Source organism: Streptomyces sp. NPDC058231, from assembly GCF_042882275.1.
Lineage (GTDB): Bacteria > Actinomycetota > Actinomycetes > Streptomycetales > Streptomycetaceae > Streptomyces.
The window spans coordinates 12,772-30,115 of record NZ_JBHVWN010000042.1 but is presented as its reverse complement, the minus strand read 5'-3'; the positions used below and the strand labels follow the sequence as shown (position 1 = coordinate 30,115).

Here is a 17,344-nt window from a genome sequence, read left to right as displayed (position 1 = left end):
GAGACGCAGTGACCACACCCCCGTTCAAGCCGGGCGTCGCCCAGCAAACGGCCCTCGTCGAGCACCTCGTGAGCGCGGTGGTCACCGACGCGACAGGCGAGGCACAGGGCGACGTCTGCCTCGGCGAACCTCCCAGCGCGCGCTACTTCATGGAGAGCCTCGGCCCCCACGCCGTCGAGCCGGGCGGCGCCGCACCTAGGTACGGTCGGATGACTCCGGACAGCCTCGGGTTCGAGTTCGAGGCCGAGAACGCCAGCTCCGTCATGGTCAAGGCGAAGGCGTCGTTCTACTACTCGGCTCTGCCGACCCGAGCGGAGCAGCTGGAGTGGGCGGGCGATCGCGAGGAGCCTTACCGGCTGGCTCCGTTGTTCAGGCGACTTGACGTGACGGTCGGCCCCGTGGAGATCGTCCTCGGTCAGGCCGGCCTCCGTCAGACTCTGGAGGGTGAGTTCCGGCACGGCTTCGCGGAGGCCGTCGAGCTGGCGCTCCGTGATCCGCGGATCGATCGTCGTGTGGGCAACGACCGCCGAGAGCGTCTGGTGCCTCCTGCGGCGATGGAGGACGACAGGTCCTTCGAGCAGTGGCTGGCCCTAGAGGTGGCCGGGGATCCGGTGGTACCGGCCCCCGCCGCACACGTCGTCATCACGTCGAGGCCGGTGGCCCCGGGACGGCTCCGGGTGACCGCGACCCTGCAGAACCTCGCCGCGGACCCGGTCGTGACCGTCCAGGGAAAGGGCAGGAACGCGGGCCGCAGCCGCCGCGACGAGGCGAGGGACAACGCCCTGTTCCGCGCGGGACTGGAGATCGACGGTGACCGTCTCCTGCCCATCGTGATGGATCTCGGAGCCGACGCCTACCGCTACTCGGGGGACCTGGGGGCGTACGCGAACAACTGCGGTGTCGAGCCGCGGTGGCACGACGGCCGGCTCGTCTCCGTCCGCAGCGTGCCCGTACCGCAGCACGACACCCATCGCGCGGTGGCCCGCGCGGACGAACGCTGGGGCTATTCGGCGCTCGCTGCGGACCCGCTGCCGGTTCTGGAGGACCTCGCCGACGAGATGGAGGCGTATCTCGACGCCCCCGCGTGGAGCACGGAGGACCTCCAGGACAGGCCGGATCTGGCCCGCCGGAAGGAGTCCGACCGCCAGGCCGCGGCGTTGGAGGTCGCCCGCTTCCGCGACGGCATCGCGTGGCTGCGGCGGGATGCCCGTCTGCTGACCGCGTTCCAGCTCGCGAACGAGTCCATGACGGAGCTCAACACGCGGAAAAAGCGACCGAACCGAGGGTGGCGCCTCTTCCAGCTCGTGGCCATCGTGAGCCAGATCGGCGCCCTGGCCTGGCGGGAGCACCCCCAGGAGCTTTTCACGCCGGGACTCTGGGGTGACGACCAGGACGTGGATCCCACCGAAGCGGCGACCGTCGTCTGGTACCCGACCGGAGGCGGCAAGACGGAGGCCTATCTCGGCTTGGTCCTCGTGTGCATGTTCTACGACCGGACCAGAGGAAAGGAGGTCGGGGTCTCGGCCTGGTGCCGCTTCCCCCTCCGGCTCCTCACCCTGCAGCAGACGCAGCGGCAACTCGACGTCATTGCTGCCGCTGACATCGTCCGAGGCCGCAACGCTGACCGCATCAAGAAGGTCGGCGGCAATCCCGGGTGGCCCTTCTTCATCGGCTTCTACGCCGGCGGAGGCAACACCCCCAACTCGCTCACGTCCGATCGCACGCTCGACCGCCTTCGGTCGAGCGAGGCAGAGCGGCATGCGTACCGACTCGTACACGACTGCCCCTACTGCGGTGAACGGTCGGTACACATCCCGCCCCCCGATCCTCAGGAGCTCAGGCTCAAGCACGTCTGCGGCAACGAGCAGTGCGGGAAGATCCTGCCAATCGTCGTGGTGGACACCGAGATCTACCGCTACCTGCCCACGGTCGTGGTCGGCACCTTGGACAAGCTGGCCAACGTCGGACTGTCGGACAAGTTCGGCGCGCTCCTGGGGGACGTCGACTGCTGGTGCCCGCAGCACGGGTTCGGTCGGGGCGGGAAGTGCCACGAGCGCCACGCGCCCGGTCATCCGAAGACGGCTCCCGGGCCCCTGAAGGCACCTCTCTACGACCCCTCCCCCTCCCTGGAGATCATCGACGAACTGCACATGGTCAACGAGGAGCTCGGGGCCTTCTCGGGGCACTACGAAGGGCTCCTGGCGGAGGTGCAGCGCACCCTGACGTCGAGGCACCGGGCCGACGGGCGAGGAGTCCGCATGAAGGTGGTGGCGACGACTGCGACCATCCGGGGCGAGGACCGCCAGAGCGAGCACCTCTTCGGCCTCCGGTCCGTCGTGGTGCCCCTCCCGGGGCCCAACCTCGACGAGAGCTTCTACTGGCGCCTGGACCGAGGGCTCCCCCTCCGTCGATTCGTCGGGGTCATGCCGACCCGGGGGACCGCGGAGATGACGCTGGTCAGGATCCTGACCTCCGCACACCGAGCCCTGTGGAAGCTCGAGCAGCGCCGCAAACTCCCGCCAGCTTTCGAAGCGTGGCCGGAGGAGGAGCTTCGTGCGGTCGTCGACCTGTACCGCACGAGCCTCACGTACGCCACCACGCTCGTCGACTTCGGCCGTATCCGCCGCTCGCTGGACACACAGGTCAACGAAGCGCTGCGCAGGGAAGGTTATCCGGACCTCCGAGTGGCCGAGCTGAAGAGCGAGACGCGCCTGGACGAGGTGCGTGGCGTCCTGGACGACCTGAGCAGCCCCAACGGCGAGACGGGCATGGTCGTGGCCACGAGCATGGTGAGCCACGGGGTCGACGTGGACCGACTGAACTTCATGCTGTTCAACGGCATGCCCAGGTCGATGGCGGAGTACATCCAGGCGTCCTCACGAGTCGGCCGCGCGCACCACGGACTCGTGTTCATGCTCTTCAACCCGGTACGGGAGCGGGACCGTTCGCACTACCGTTACCACGGCAAGTTCCACGAGTACCTGGACCGCATGGTCGAACCAGTGGCGATCAACCGTTGGAGCCGGTTCGCGGTACGCAGGACCCTTCCCGGAATCCTCATGGGTCATCTGCTCCAGATCGCCAACCGCGACTGGTGGCAGGCGGGCAATGCCCCAGGGCATCTGCACGACCTCTCCAAGATGCAGGCTGCTCTCCGTGACCCCGCCCGTGGCGGCTTGGACGGAGTCCAGCTGACCGAGCTGCTCGAGGCGCTCCACGCGGTCTTCCAGACCCATCGACCGGAGGGACAGGAACTCCGGAGCGACTTGGAGGACATGGTGGAGCACGCGATCGCCAGCCTCCGCTCCGCAGGCGCCTCCGCCACCCTCGCCGGCGGAAACAACCGGGGGTACCGCGCGACAGGCGACTACCTAGGGCTCGAGTGTCGACCGATGACGAGTCTCCGCGACGTCTCCGAAGGCATCCCTTTCCACGTCGTGTCCGACAACCGGAGGTCGTGATGGCGTTCAACCCCAGGAACGACGAGATGTCACGCGACCGTGGCCAGGTCCTCTTCAGGTTCCGGCCCGGCCAGACCTTCGACCACCGTGGCGGGTACACCACGCAGGTGATCCAGCTCGGGCGTGACGAGGAGTTCGACGGTCCCTCCCTGGATCGTGACCACCTCGTGCAGGAGGCGATGAGGTTCGTTCGCAGATGGCGGACCGCCGGACGTGCGTTCGTCCCCGGTTCCGACCGCGCACCCGAGTTTCCCGGTGACCAGGACCGACTCGCCGATCGCCACTACGAGGTCGTGGTCCCGGGCAAGGTCTTCTGTCGCGTCTGGCCCCGGGTGGTGCGCTGCTCCAGGGCCGGGTGCGGGCACGTCTGGACGGCCGGCGACCCTCGGCCCGGAACCGACGACTGGCCGCCGGCCTGTCCGGCCTGCGGCGGCGTGGTCGGTAACCGGCAGCTCCAGTTCGTCTTCGCGCACAAGTGCGGTGAGACGTCGCCGATGTACCCCCCGAGCAAGTGCCCCAGGGGGCACACGCGGTTCAGGCTCGACGACCGCGCCAGTCGGTTCCGCGACTTCCGCTGGGAGTGCATGACCTGTGGCTTTCCTCTGGGGGTGCAGTGGAGCTGCGGCAACTCCTCGTGCAGCTACCCGGACAAGTTCATGAACCCCCTGCTTCACTCGGCGGGAACCGCGCACGTCGGCCACGGGCTCACCCTCGTGAACGTGACGACGACTGAGGAGGCGACCCGGCAGAGCAATCCGCTGTACACCGCGGCCGTGCTCGGCTGGTGGCTCGGGGAGATCACCGAGGACGAGTTCCGTCGGCTCACGGACGGGCACACGGTGGACGTCCCCGACGAGGTCGTGGAGAGCATCCGGGTGATGGAGGAGGCCGGTCTGCACGACCAGGCGCGTGCCCTGCGGGCACGCTTCATGCCTGTCGAGGTGGACCATCTGCGGGACCGGGTGGGCAAGGCCCTCGGGCTCGACGCAGGCAGTGACGACGCCCGTGGGCTCGCGGCCGAGCTGCACACCTACCGTCGCGTTCTCAATCTGGAACGCCTCGGGGTTCCCCGACTGCAGCGGGAAGCGCGCAACCCGGAGCGGCGCGCGCTCTACGAACGCTACCCCGGGGTCCTGGCAGCCGCCGGCCTCAGCCGTGACACCTGTCTGGTGAGTGATCTACCGATCACCTACCTCGCGATCGGCTACAGCCGAACCGGCTTCAGCCCCGAGGAGGCGGACTTGGTGCCCTACCGTGGTCGCGTGTCACGGGGTGCTCCCGAGAAGACCCTCCTCTACGCACACCCCACCCAGGCGGAAGCCCTGCTCTTCCCGGTGGACCGGGACCGGGTGAGCCGCTGGATGGTTCGAAACGATCTCGTCAGCCGACGCACGCTTGACGACGCCGGCGGAGTCGCCCAGTGGCTTGTACACCAGCTCGGTCCGAGTAACGGCCAGGCTCTCTCCCACGAGGTACGCCCCGCTCCGGGACACCCCGACCTCCCGGTGCACGAGCTGTTCGGACTGCTGCACTCCCTGTCGCACCAGATCCTGCGGGCGCTGGCGGTCGACAGCGGGTACAGCGAGACGAGCCTGTCCGAGTACCTGTTCCCGTACGACCTGGCCTTCGCCGTCTACCCCAACGGGGGCAGCGACTTCAGCCTGGGCGCTATGAGGACCGTCCTGGAGCAGAACCTCGACGCGGTCGTGAGCCGTTCCGTCGACAACGACTCCTGCCTGTATGACCCCAACTGCATGATCACGAACGAGGGTGCCGACCACGGCTGCCTGCAGCTGCCCGAGACGGCCTGTCAGTCCTGGAACCGTAACCTCTCCCGCTGGCATCTCTTCGGTTCCCCGGACGGTTCGAGAGTCGGGTACTGGGACCCGAGTCTCTGAGCCCGACGGCCGTCCCCGACCCGCCCTGTCGACACGCAGGGCTCCCGACCACCGAAGTGCACGAGTGGAGCTCTGCGTGAGACCAGAACAGGACCTGCTGGGCGTCCTTGCCGACGCCCGGGACCGGGCCCTAACGCTGCGCGGATGGAACTCCGGTCCGGAGCGGATCTACGACCTGCTCCGGACCGCGGCCAGAGTCCGCGCGATGGAGATCAACTCGGGAGTCACGACGGACGTTCCGTGGGAAAGCGTTCTCGCGCAACTCGTCGCGTGGCATCACGACCAACCCGTCGGCACTGGTGCGTGCTCGGAAGGGGACGCCGACGAGATCGTCCTCGCTGCGGTGGCAGCCCAGCGGTTCGACCCCTTGGAGGCCAGCATCCGGAGCGGTGCCTACGACGTACGCATGACGAGAGGCGACTTCCGCGTGCGTCACCGCTGGGACGCCTCCGCCGAAGTGGCCGACATGATCCTCGAGCAGGACGCGCGTCCCACGGGCGTACCCCTGCTCTCCGACGTGGAGCGGAAGTGGATCTCGTCCCGAGTCGTCGACTTTCGTGGCGGTCCACCGCCGGAGGTCCTCAAGGCAGCTGTCCAGCGGGCCGCCGCGACGATCGAGGTGTACCGGCAGTCGGTACCCGAGGGCCAGGTTCCCGACTCCTTCCAACTCGGAGAGGGGATGACCGCCGGTGACATGACCAGCGTCCTGGCCGTGATCATGGGAATCGCCTCTCTGAGCGAGCACACCGCGCACAGGCTCTCCCGTCTGGAGGCGACGCTCGCGCACATGCCGACCTCCCAGCTGCTCGCCGTCATCGCGGAGATGTGCCCGAACGTGTCCGAGGCGCACCAGGCTCTGGTGGTGGAGAGACTCACCTACCGACCCGGCAGGTCCTGTAGGACCTCCCCCCTGATCAGCCACGACGACGTCGTGATCATCTGCCCACCCCTTCTGACGCCGAGAACCGTGGACGCGATCATGCTTCGCTCGGCCACTCATGCGCCTGGTGGATTCGGCCGCATCGGAAGGGAGCAGGGTGCACGTGCGACGGCCTGGACGGACTGGCTGCGCGCCACCCCGGGCGCCCTGGTAGCCGAGCGCGTCCCGGCCGCCAGGACCGACGGCGGGTCTGCCGGCGATCTGGACGTGGTCGTCGTGGACCCGGCCCGTCGGCTCGGCCTCTGTCTCGAGATCAAGTGGCCGATCGAAGCCCTGTCCCTGCACGAGGGCATGAAGGTAGAGAGCTGGATCAGTTCTGCAGCACGGCAGTTGGACCGTCTCAGAGGCGAGCTCCGATCGGGTGCCGCGAGTGCTCGTCTGCCGAGAAGCTGGCCCTCGTTCGACTCGATCGGCTGGACCTGGTGCGTCGGCACGCCGCAGCAGCTCACCACGCGCCCTCTTCCCGTTCCGGACATGCACGCCACCTCTCTCCGTTACGTGCAGGCGCTGGGGACGCCGCCCGACCTCGGTTCCTTGGTGACCGCCCTGAGGAGCCCGGATCTCCCGGCCAGAGGGGTGCACTTCGACGTGCGGAAACGGTCGATCTCCGTGGGCCGACACCGAGTACACGTCGACGCGCTCGGGATACGCACGAGCTCCTGGCGCCCCCGCTTCGGGTAGCGAGTCAGCCTGGACATCGGCTGTCTGACGCGTCATGTGAACTCGTCCGGTCAACCAGCCGAACCACTAAGAGCACGGTGCTTGTGCGTCCTCTCGGGACGGCGATACATCCCCTGCAGGTAGCGATGCCGGTGGATAATCATATCCATCACCAGAACTCGGAAGTAGGCTGGAAAATCGGCGTGACGTACGACATCGCGGCTCCGGAGCCGGCGGGCCTGGTCGCCTCCCTCAGTTCTCTCGGGTACTCGCTTCCTGCCGCCATCGCGGACCTCGTGGACAACAGCATCTCCGCCGGGGCGTCAACGGTCGACGTCGAGTTCACCTGGGCCGGAAAGGACTCGTGGATCGCCGTCGCAGACGACGGTGCCGGGATGACGGCCGAGGACCTCGTGACCGCCATGACCGTCGCCGCGCGCGGCCCCGCGGCAACACGCAGTGCCACCGATCTCGGGCGTTTCGGCGTGGGTCTCAAGTCCGCGTCCTTCTCCCAGGCCCGGCAGCTCAGCGTCGCCACCGCGAGGTCCGGCGAATGGCACGTGCGCACCTGGGACCTCGACGTCGTCGAGACCTCCGGTCAGTGGCGGCTGCTCCGCGGCGCGGACGAGGCGACGACCGAACTGCTGGAGCGGATCCGGGGGACGGCGGACCACGGGACGGTCGTGTTGTGGCGGCGCCTGAACGGCTACCACGGCGGCGCGGTGACGGTGGAGGACGAACGGACCCAGAAGCAGTTCTACGCGGAGTCCGCGCGCACCGAGTCCCACCTGGGGATGGTCTTCGCGCGGTTCCTCACCGGAGGCCGCCGGCTCAACCTCCGGGTGTCCGGTACCCCCGTCACGCCCTGGGATCCCTTCCTCGCCCGCCACCCGTCCGTACAGCCACTTCCCGTCGAGCGCCTGCCGCTGGGATCGGGTTCCGTACGGGTGGAGGCGTTCGTCCTCCCGAGCGCTCAGAGGCTCACCCCGGACGAGTACGAGAAGGCCGGAGGCCCACGTGGATGGCTGGACCAGCAGGGGTTCTACGTCTACCGCCGGGACCGTCTGATCCTGGCGGGCGACTGGCTCGGACAACGCGGGCTACGCCGCGAGGAGAAGTACAACCTGGCCCGGATCGCCGTGGACATCCCCGCCGAGACCGACGTCGAGTGGATGGTCGACGTGCGGAAGTCCAGCGTCGTGCCGCCCGTCGCCCTTCGTTCCCACCTGCGACGCATCGCCCTGCAGGCCAGGAGACGAGCCTCCGACGTGCTGCGGTACCGCGGGCAGATCGCGGCGCGCACGCACGGGGACCCGCTGCTGTACGCGTGGAACGTGCGTCGGTCCGAGGACCGGGTCACCTGCCGGGTCAACCGTGGTCATCCCCTCGTGAAGGCGGCGCTGCGTGCCGGCGGTGCGAGCCCGGACGACGTTCGTGCCCTGATCCGCCTGCTCGAGGAGACCGTGCCGGTCACCGCCCTCCGTGTGATGCACGAGACGGACACCAGCGACGACCCCGAGCCCTTCGGCGGCCCCGGTCCCGCCGACGCAGGGGCCACGGAGGTCGCACAGCGGATCTACGAGGCGTTGGTCTCGGACGGCCGTTCCCCTGCGGCCGCCCGCGAACGCCTGCGGACCATGCCCCCCTTCGACCAGATGCAGGGCTTCTGGAACGGGTGAGGCCGTTGTCAGTGTCCGCGCGTAATCTGCCCCATGCCGTTCCCGCTCAGCCGGAGGTCTGCCGTGAGTTCCACCCCCGACAACTCGTCGGAGTCCCTTGCCAAGGCCCGTCGTCTGGTGCTGGCACTGCTGTCGCAGGACCGTCAGCCGTCGCCGGAGGAAGTGCAGAACGCGGTGACCGTCATCTTCGGGATGCTCGCCGGCCAAGGCGAGGTTCTCGACCGTGACCAACTGGCCAAGGAGATCGAGGTCCTGACAGCCGTGTTCCAGGAAGGCTCTTCCGGCCTGGACAGCGACAGCGGACACGAACCGTGGCTGCCGGAGGCGAAGAACGACCGGGCATGGGACTTCTGGGAGCGCTACCGGCGCTACCTGGAGGACGTACGCAGCCTCCCCCCGCTAGTCGTTCGTCGGCTGGACCAGAGCACAGACGAGGTCCTAAGTCAGCTCGAGGACCCTCGCCGAGTCGGCTCCTGGCGTCGGACGGGTCTGGTCATCGGTCAGGTGCAGTCAGGAAAGACCGGCCAGTACATCGGTCTGGCCGCGAAGGCGGTGGACGCGGGATACCAGTTCGTAGTGATCCTCGCCGGCATCCACAACGACCTCCGGAGCCAGACCCAGCTCCGTGTCGACGAGGGGCTGCTCGGGTTCGATACACAGCACCAGCAGCGGTCCAACCAGAACGGGAAGTCCCGCCTCATGGGTGCCGGACGGATGCCGGGGGTCAAGAAGCTCGACATCGCGTCCCCCACCAACAGCTCGGAGAAGGGTGACTTCGGCCGCCAGGCCGCCAACGCCGTCAACTTCCCGCTCGGCCGCTTCCCGGTGGTCCTCGTCGTCAAGAAGCACTGGAGGATTCTGGAGTACCTGCGAACGTGGGTGACCGAGGTCCAAGGCACCGAGGACGAGACGGGGAACAAGGTCGTACGCGATATTCCCCTGTTCGTCATCGACGACGAGGCGGACAACGCCTCCATCAACACCGAGCGCGACCCCGACGCGGACCCGACCAAGACGAACGGCGCGATCCGCGAGCTCATGAAGAGCTTCGAGAAGTCGGCGTACGTCGGGTACACCGCCACTCCCTTCGCCAACATCTACATCGACCCCGACGTCAACCACGTCGAACTCGGAGCAGACCTCTTCCCCGACAGCTTCATCCGCACGTTGCCCTCGCCGACCAACTATCTTGGTCCGGAACGCGTGTTCGGGCTCCGGACCGACAACGACGACGAGGAGGACGTTCCTCCTCTGCCCCTCGTGCGACCCGTAGCCGACTCGGAGAGCTGGATCCCGAGCAAGCACAAGTCCTCGTTCGTCCCCTCCGACGACCTTCCGCAGTCCCTCCGCGACGCGATCGACTCGTTCGTCATCGCCAGCGCCGCCCGGAGGGTACGGGGACAGACGAAGGTGCACAACTCCATGCTCGTGCACGTCACCCGCTTCACGGCGGTCCAGGGGATCGTCCGCGACCAGGTGGACGACTACCTGCGCCTCCTCGTGGACTCTCTCCGTGACCGATACGGGCAGGCAGCACAACGCACGGCCGGGCTCCGGGCCCTGTGGGAGGGCGACTTCGCACCCACGACAGACCACTTCCCTGCGGACGAGGCCCGGCGCGTCACCTGGGACGACGTGTCGAACCAGCTGATGCCCGCGCTGCGGAAGATCGTGGTAAAGACAGTGAACGGCGCCTCTCGCGACGCCCTGGACTACTACGAGCACCGCCGGACCGGTCTCTCGGTCATCGCGATCGGGGGCCAGAAGCTCTCCCGGGGCCTCACTCTGGAGGGGCTGACCGTCAGCTACTACCTGCGTACCTCCACCACGTACGACACCCTGCTCCAGATGGGACGCTGGTTCGGTTACCGACCGGGGCACGAGGATCTCTGCCGTCTGTACACCACGCCCGACCTGCAGGCGAAGTACATCGAGGTGACCGCTGCGACCGACGAACTGCGTCGCGAGGTCGAGGAGATGGCGGCGCTGGACCTCAGCCCGAGGAACTTCGGACTGAAGGTCCGTGCCTCGTCACTCGGGCTCGCCGTCACGGCCGCCAACAAGATGCGCCAGGGCACGAAGGTCATGCTCAGCTACTCCGGGGAGGGGCCGGAGACGGTGATCTTCAAGCTCTCCGACGGGGTCCCAGAGCACAACCTCAAGGTCCTCGAGGAGTTCGTCCGGAGACTCGAAGCCCACTCCACAGGGCGGCAGGAGACGACGGGTGCCAACGTGACGTGGTCACAGGTGACCTCCGACGCCGTCGTCGACTTTCTCAGCCGTTACGAGACGGACCGTATGGCGCAGAGAGTCCGCCCCCGCTTCATCGCGAAGTACATCGAACAGTGCACGGCCGTCGGAGAGCTTCTGGAGTGGACGGTGGTGCTCGTCGGGAAGAGGGCGTCCACGGACTACCAGAACGTCTCCGGTCACGAGGTGGGACCCGTGGAGCGCACGGCGCTGAACGACACCGAGAGGGACGGCCGGCACACGATCCGTCGTCTGCTCAGCCCTCCCGACGAGCACCTCGACCTCGAGAAGGACCAGGTTCTGGCCGCCCTCCAGGCGACGCAGAAGGCGGCGGCCATCAAGAAGCGTGACAAGGTGCCCCAGACCCCTTCAGGTGATCATCTCCGATGGCAGCGACGACCCGACCAGGCGTTGCTGCTCGTCTACCTCGTCGAACGGCCGGCGTCCGAGAACGCCTCCCCTCAGTCGCCGCTCGTTGGCTTCAAGGTGAGCTTTCCGCTCTCGAAGCACCAGTCCGACACCGAGTACGTCGTCAACAGCATCTGGCAGCAGGAGGGCCTCGACGCCCTGGACGACGAGGGGGACGGGGAGTGACCATCACGGAGGCCGAGTGGCGCGACCTCGAGGCGCCTCAGACCGCCCAGGGGCGATCCAGCATCCGCCTGTACCCCGACGCCCCGTTGGACGTCTTTCTGTCCGTCTCCCACCCGGCGCACCGACGGATGCTCGTACTCAGGACCGACGCACGCTCCGCGGACCACATCGTGCGCTCCGTGACCCGCCTGCCCAGCGCGGCGGGCCTGGAGATGAACCTGAGTGCCGTGTCGCGGCTCGAGTACGAGCTGCAGGTGGTCCTCACCGCGGACGAGCACCGCGAGGTGTTCAACCCTCTCGTCACCGACGTCGCCGACACCGTCAGGGGAGCTCCCGGAGCCGCGGCAGCCCTGACCGCGGCTGTGGAGCGGTTCGAGCGTTGGCAGGACCTTCTTCGCTCCGTGGGCAAGGACGGTCTCGGTCCCGAGGCCCGTCGCGGGCTCGTCGGCGAGCTCCTGTTGCTGCGCGACCGCGTCCTGCCAGTCGTCGGGGCGTCCGAAGCCGTCGGCTCCTGGGCCGGACCGAGCGGGGCCAACCAGGACTTCCACCTGTCCGCCGTGGCCATCGAGACGAAGGCCAGCACGGCCAAGCGCCCCCGCAACATCCGTATCGCGAGCGAACGCCAGCTGGATAACACGGGAACGCCCGCACTCCTGTTGTCCTTGGTCATGCTCGACGAACGTCGAGGTGGTTCCGGCGAGAGTCTGAACCGCCTGGTGGACCGCGTACGTGAGCAGCTGACGAGCACGGCCGTACGCGCCGACTTCGACGGCCGGCTCGTGAGGGCCGGCTATCTCCCGAGCCACCGGGACCTGTACGAAGAGCCTCGGTACACCCTCCGAGACCTGCGTTCCTGGCACGTACGGGACGCCTTTCCGAGGCTCGTCGAAGCCGACCTGCCGGAGGGAGTGGGCGACTGCACGTACAGCCTGAGCATCTCGGCCTTGGATCGGTACCGTGCCACGGCCGACGAGGTGACCGCACTCATCGGGGGGACCCATGCCTGAACTCGACCTGTACCAGTACGCCCACGACGTCGTCGTCGACGTCCAGGCCACGGCCGAGGCCGAGGGGACGACCACTCCCGAGGCCTTCACGCGACGCGTGTTCGAGGACCTGGAGAAGGGCGGAATCGCCTCCAACACGTTCAGCGCCTTCCACGGCTCGCACGGTCACCTGGTCCACGGCTACGGCATCGGGGACACGGGTGAGTGTCTCGACCTGTTCGTCACGGACTTCGACATGGAGCCGTTGGCTTCCAAGCTCACAAAGGGCTTGGTCGAGTCCTACTTCAGACGGCTCCTCACGTTCGTCCGTCGCTGCCGGGACGGGCTGCGCCAGCACATCGACGAGTCCTTCGACGTCTACGACATGTGCGCGGCGGTGGAGAAGTCCCTCACCGAGGTACAGCGAGTTCGGCTCTTCCTGCTGAGCAACCGCGTCAGCACCGGCACCGCGGTGCCACCCACCGACTTCGACGGCCTCCCGGTGACCCACGAGGTGTGGGACCTCGCGCGCCTGCACCGTCACGAGACCTCCGGCAGCATCAGCGAACCCATCGTCGTCGAGTTCGTCCCGCCGCTGCCATGCGTCGCAGCACCCAGCAGCGAACCCGACCACTCGGTGACCATGACCGTGATTCCCGGCCAGAGGCTCGCCGAGTTGTACGGGGAACACGGGACCAGGCTCCTCGAACTGAACGTCCGCTCCTTCCTACAGGCCCGTGGGACCGTCAACCGCGGCATCCGGGAGACACTTCTGAACTCCCCCGGAAGGTTCCTGGCGTACAACAACGGCATCACGGCCACCGCTTCGCAGGTCGACTTCGTTCACGACGCCGAAGGCAGACCGACCGGTGTCCGCCGCGTGCACGGACTGCAGGTCGTGAACGGCGGTCAGACGACAGCCTCCCTGCACTACGCGAGAAGCCGTGACAAGGCGGACCTGTCGCACGTGTCCGTTCAGATGAAGCTGACGGAAGTTTCCCCCGAGCGTCTGTCGGAGATCGTCCCGATGATCTCCGAGTACTCCAACACCCAGAACCGGGTGACGATGGTCGACTTCAGCTCGAACCACGAGTACCACGTGGCCGTGCAGCGGATCACCCGCTCCCTGTGGGCGCCGGCCACGGACGGCAGCGGCCAAGAGGTTCACTGGTTCTACGAGCGGGCGCGCGGCCAGTACACCGACGAGTTGGCCAAGGCCCGGACTCCGGCGAGGCAGCGCGCCTTCAAGAACCTCAATCCGACCAACCGGAAGTTCACGAAGGCGGACCTGGCGAAGTACTGCAACTCCTGGAACCACCTCCCGTTCCAGGTCAGCCGTGGCGCACAGAAGAACTTCGTCGCGTTCATGGACCGCATCGACGAGGCGACCCCGCAGGTCGACGTCCAGTACTGCCAACGTGTGATCGCCATGGCCGTCCTCTTCAAAGCGGTCGACCGCATCGCGGCGAGCCACGAGGCCGGGAGCTACAAGAGCATGATCACGGCGTACACCGTGGCCCGTCTGTCGCTCGCGACGAACCAGCGCATCGACCTGGACAGGATCTGGCGGGAGCAGCAGGTCTCCCCCGCGGTCAAGGCGGCGATCGACGACCTCTGTCCCAGGGTGATGCGCGTGGTGACCAGGCCGCGTGAGGGAAACCACGTGGGCGAGTGGGCGAAGAAGGTCGTGTGCTGGGACGCGGTCTCCCGCGTGCCATGGTCCGTGCCCGCCGACCTGAAGGCGGAGCTCCTCGAGCATCCGTTGGACGAGAAGACTCTCGCAGGGGGCTCAGGAGGTAGCCAGGGCGCCTGCGACGAGGTGGCGTCGATCCCGGCGGACGAGTGGTACGCCGTCGAGCGGTGGGCGAAGGAGACACGCAATCTCGTGCCCGCCCAGCGGCAGCTGGCACAGTACGTTGGCAGACGACTCGAACTCGGTCAGGAGATCCCGGAGCCGCAAGCGGTTCAGGCGCTACACGCACGCAACAGGGCTCTGTCCCTCGGGTTCGTCTCGGAAGCCTGAACCTGGCAGCTCGTCGGCCTCAGAGCTTCCCGCGTTCGAGGAGATCCCTCATGGCGTCTTCGGCGCGACGGAGCACGATCCGTCCGTCTCCGTCGCTGAAGGCCAGAAGACCCGACCCAGGGGCGATGCCGGCCTCTGCGAGCAGGCCGAGGGGGAGCTCGACCCGGCCGCGGTCGTCGACACGGAGTTCTGCTGGTTCACGAAGCATGGGACGAGTGTGGCACTCTCGCCCTTATAGGAGCGACGTCGGCCTGGGGACGAACCATGGCACCAGATGAGGAAGCTGCCGTCAAGGGATGGGTCCGCACCGAGCAGAGCGGCCACCTGCGCGGTCGGCGCTCCCGGGACACCAAACCCGAAGTCGCTCTGCGGCGGGCCGTGCACCGGCTCGGCCTCAGGTTCCGGCTACAGCGCAAGGTGGCCGCCCGCTGCACGGCGGACTTCGTCCTGCCCAGGCACGGCGTCGCGGTGTTCGTCGACGGGTGCTACTGGCACGGGTGCCCCGTCCACGGCCCGAAGACGTTCCGCGGTCCGAACGCCTCCCTGTGGACCGCGAAGATCAAGACCAACGAGGAACGGGACCGTCGGAACACCGCTGCGGCCGAAGCTGCCGGGTGGACCGTCGTCCGTGTCTGGGAGTGCGAGATCCGGACGGACGTCGAGGGCGCTGCGCTCAGCGTCGCCCGACGGTGCGACCAGCCTGACGCGACTGGGCGGGCACCGTCTCCCGATCGTTCGTCTCGTTCGGCACCTCCGTGAACAGGTGATCGCCCGAGAGACTTTCCCTGTCAGCGCAGTACTGGCTGAGAGGACAGGCATCACAGACAGGCTCCTTGGCCCTGCAGATACTGGTCCCGATGAGGCGGAGAGCTGCCATGCGCAGGGGCGCGTCCTCGCCTGCCCCGACGAGCTTCACCAGGTCCACTCGACCGTCGCTGAGCCTGTTCGTACGGTCCGAAGCGCTGCCGTGCAAACGAGCGGCGACGCGGAGTGCACCCTGCCCGACCCACAGAAGGTCCTCCGCGATCAGCAGCCGGTAGACCGTCGCCTCCGCCGGCTTCAGCATCAGGGACTCGCGGACCTTCTTCTCGTCCTCCCAGGCGCTGGACTCGCCGACCATCACCGAGAGCCGGGCGACCCGGACCTTGGCAGCCTCGGTCGGCGCAGCCGTGGCGAGCGCCTCCAGTGAGGCCGTGTTCAGTGACGTCAGCCCCCGTACGACCTCGACCATCGCCGACAACTGGGCGGGCCGCATCCTGGTCCCGGACAGTATGGCCACCACGGCAGCTTGCAAGCCTGACATGTGCCTGCCCGGCAGCTGGTACCAGTTCTCCGCGTCACGTTGTCCCCGGGCCCAAGCGGTCAGGTCCTCTCGCACCGTCCGCCAGTGGGGTCGGAGTCCGCCCTCAGCCGGCTGCCCGTCACCTACCGGCAGCAGCGCCTCGGCCGCGGCCTCACCCAGGAGAGGCGGCACCGCGTTACCGATCTGACGGAAGGCGTCACTGCGCGTGCCCGCGAAGCGGAACTTGTCCGGGAAGGTCTGCACCCGTGCCGACTCCCGCACGGTGAGGGTGCGTGGCTGCTCCTGGTCGGGGTGGATGTACCAGTAGCCGTCCTTGGCGATGTGGGCGGTGATCGACCTGCTGAGATCCGACCAGTCGAGCTTCTTGTACTTGTCCGTGAAGTGGTCGGCCTTGTAACGCTGCAGTTCCGGCGAGATCTGCGAGTACAGGGTGGTGGAGTCCATGCTGGAGAAGATCTCGGCGTCGTCCGCCCGGACCCGTCGGGTCATGTGGTCCCACACCCGGTCCTTGCGCGCCCACTTACGCATGTCCTGAGCGAACTTGGAAAGCTCGGACGGTTCCTCGTACGGGAGTTCGCGCTGCCCGACACGCTCGGTGGGCACGACAGGCAGCACCGGCAGGTCACCGATGGCGTCACGCAGCGTGGTCCGCTGATCGTGCTCCAGTTCCTGCCGCCACGAGAAGCACTCCACGTCGTTCCTCGCGAGCAGGATCAGTCGCTTCCTGTGCTGCGGAACGCCGTACTTCCACGCATCGACGAGACGGATCTGCGTCGCGTATCCGAGGTCCTCCAGCTGCTCCTCGATGGTGCGTACCACGAAGAAGTCGTCGCCGAGACCCATGTCCGGCACGTTCTCCATGAGGACCGCACGTGGCCGGAGGCGTTTCACGACGTCGAGGTAGGCGCTCCACAGCTCCTTGCGGCGATCATGGGGATCGCGGCCGTGATGCTCCACGAGACTGCGGATCTTGCTCCGGCCAGCCCTGCTGAACGGCTGGCATGGCGGGCCTCCGGCCACCAGGTCGATCTTGGCGGGCGCCAGTATCTCGACGAGCCTGTCACGCTCGTCAGGATTACCCAGATCCATGTGGAGACTCATACCCGGGAAGTTCGCAGCGTGCGTCTGGAGCGCCCGCTCGTCGAAGTCGACCGCAGCTGCGACCGTCCACCCGGCTCGCTCCAGCCCGAGGCTCAGTCCACCCGCTCCAGAGAAGAGGTCGACGGCCAGACGCTTGTCAGCACCGAAGCCACCGAGCCACTTGCCGAAGTTCTCGGGCTTGCAACTGTTCCTGTGGCGCCTGAGCTCCAGACAGTCGCTCCGCTCCAGAGGCACCCCATAGTGCTGCCTGCGCACTGCGCCAACCTCCATCGGACGAGAAGAACGAGCACCAGGAGATCACACAACCTCTGGCAAGATCAAGAATCCGACGTCCACCTCGGATGACTGGATCGATTAGGACGCCACAGGCGCCCCGAGGATATTACGCGGCGCCCATCCCTGTATGGGAAAGCAACCCCCCAGTAACACCGGAGAGGGTCAACCATACG

Annotated in this window: 10 protein-coding genes; 8 read left to right on the top strand and 2 right to left on the bottom strand. The window is 67.6% G+C overall.

Features of this window, described 5'->3' with window-relative positions:
• Window positions 1-8: 8 nt before the first annotated feature.
• From ACFVXE_RS25115 to ACFVXE_RS25085, 7 genes are all read left to right on the top strand, one after another.
• Window positions 9-3,461: a helicase-related protein gene (locus ACFVXE_RS25115; protein WP_389674314.1), complete on the top strand. Its 3,453-nt coding sequence runs from the start codon at window positions 9-11 to the stop codon at window positions 3,459-3,461.
• 26 nt (window positions 3,462-3,487) lie between these two features.
• The gene (locus ACFVXE_RS25110) at window positions 3,488-5,359 is read left to right on the top strand and encodes a hypothetical protein (RefSeq protein WP_389674313.1); all 1,872 of its coding nucleotides are present in this window, start codon (window positions 3,488-3,490) and stop codon (window positions 5,357-5,359) included.
• A 76-nt stretch (window positions 5,360-5,435) separates the two neighbouring features.
• Window positions 5,436-6,980 (top strand): hypothetical protein, encoded by a 1,545-nt coding sequence (locus tag ACFVXE_RS25105; protein WP_389674311.1) that lies wholly within the window; start codon window positions 5,436-5,438, stop codon window positions 6,978-6,980.
• Window positions 6,981-7,162: 182 nt separating this feature from the next.
• Entirely contained in the window at window positions 7,163-8,638 is a 1,476-nt protein-coding gene (locus ACFVXE_RS25100; RefSeq protein ID WP_389674310.1) for an ATP-binding protein, read from the top strand.
• A gap of 63 nt (window positions 8,639-8,701) precedes the next feature.
• Entirely contained in the window at window positions 8,702-11,482 is a 2,781-nt protein-coding gene (locus ACFVXE_RS25095) for a Z1 domain-containing protein (RefSeq protein WP_389674308.1), read from the top strand.
• The gene (locus tag ACFVXE_RS25090; protein ID WP_389674306.1) at window positions 11,479-12,489 is read left to right on the top strand and encodes a PD-(D/E)XK motif protein; all 1,011 of its coding nucleotides are present in this window, start codon (window positions 11,479-11,481) and stop codon (window positions 12,487-12,489) included. Before ACFVXE_RS25095 ends, ACFVXE_RS25090 begins: the two co-directional genes overlap by 4 nt.
• Complete coding sequence (locus tag ACFVXE_RS25085) at window positions 12,482-14,491, top strand: AIPR family protein (protein ID WP_389674304.1); 2,010 nt, start codon at window positions 12,482-12,484, stop codon at window positions 14,489-14,491. Before ACFVXE_RS25090 ends, ACFVXE_RS25085 begins: the two co-directional genes overlap by 8 nt.
• A gap of 19 nt (window positions 14,492-14,510) precedes the next feature.
• Here the strand turns inward: ACFVXE_RS25085 and ACFVXE_RS25080 are convergent, their stop codons facing one another.
• Window positions 14,511-14,699 (bottom strand): AbrB/MazE/SpoVT family DNA-binding domain-containing protein, encoded by a 189-nt coding sequence (locus ACFVXE_RS25080; RefSeq protein ID WP_365373191.1) that lies wholly within the window; start codon window positions 14,697-14,699, stop codon window positions 14,511-14,513.
• Window positions 14,700-14,755: 56 nt separating this feature from the next.
• Between ACFVXE_RS25080 and ACFVXE_RS25075 the strand changes: the two genes are divergently transcribed.
• Window positions 14,756-15,250 (top strand): very short patch repair endonuclease, encoded by a 495-nt coding sequence (locus ACFVXE_RS25075; RefSeq protein ID WP_389674303.1) that lies wholly within the window; start codon window positions 14,756-14,758, stop codon window positions 15,248-15,250.
• Here the strand turns inward: ACFVXE_RS25075 and dcm are convergent.
• On the bottom strand, window positions 15,165-17,150 hold the full coding sequence (gene dcm, locus ACFVXE_RS25070) for a DNA (cytosine-5-)-methyltransferase (protein WP_389674302.1): 1,986 nt from the start codon (window positions 17,148-17,150) through the stop codon (window positions 15,165-15,167). The two genes, ACFVXE_RS25075 and dcm, sit on opposite strands and share 86 nt — an antisense overlap.
• Window positions 17,151-17,344: the final 194 nt, after the last annotated feature.

Coding starts and splice junctions, on each gene's coding strand:
- ACFVXE_RS25085 (WP_389674304.1), top strand. CDS start 12,482: ATGCCTGAACTCGACCTGTACCAGTACGCCCACGACGTCGTCGTCGAC.
- ACFVXE_RS25080 (WP_365373191.1), bottom strand. CDS start 14,699: ATGCTTCGTGAACCAGCAGAACTCCGTGTCGACGACCGCGGCCGGGTC.
- ACFVXE_RS25075 (WP_389674303.1), top strand. CDS start 14,756: ATGGCACCAGATGAGGAAGCTGCCGTCAAGGGATGGGTCCGCACCGAG.
- ACFVXE_RS25110 (WP_389674313.1), top strand. CDS start 3,488: ATGTCACGCGACCGTGGCCAGGTCCTCTTCAGGTTCCGGCCCGGCCAG.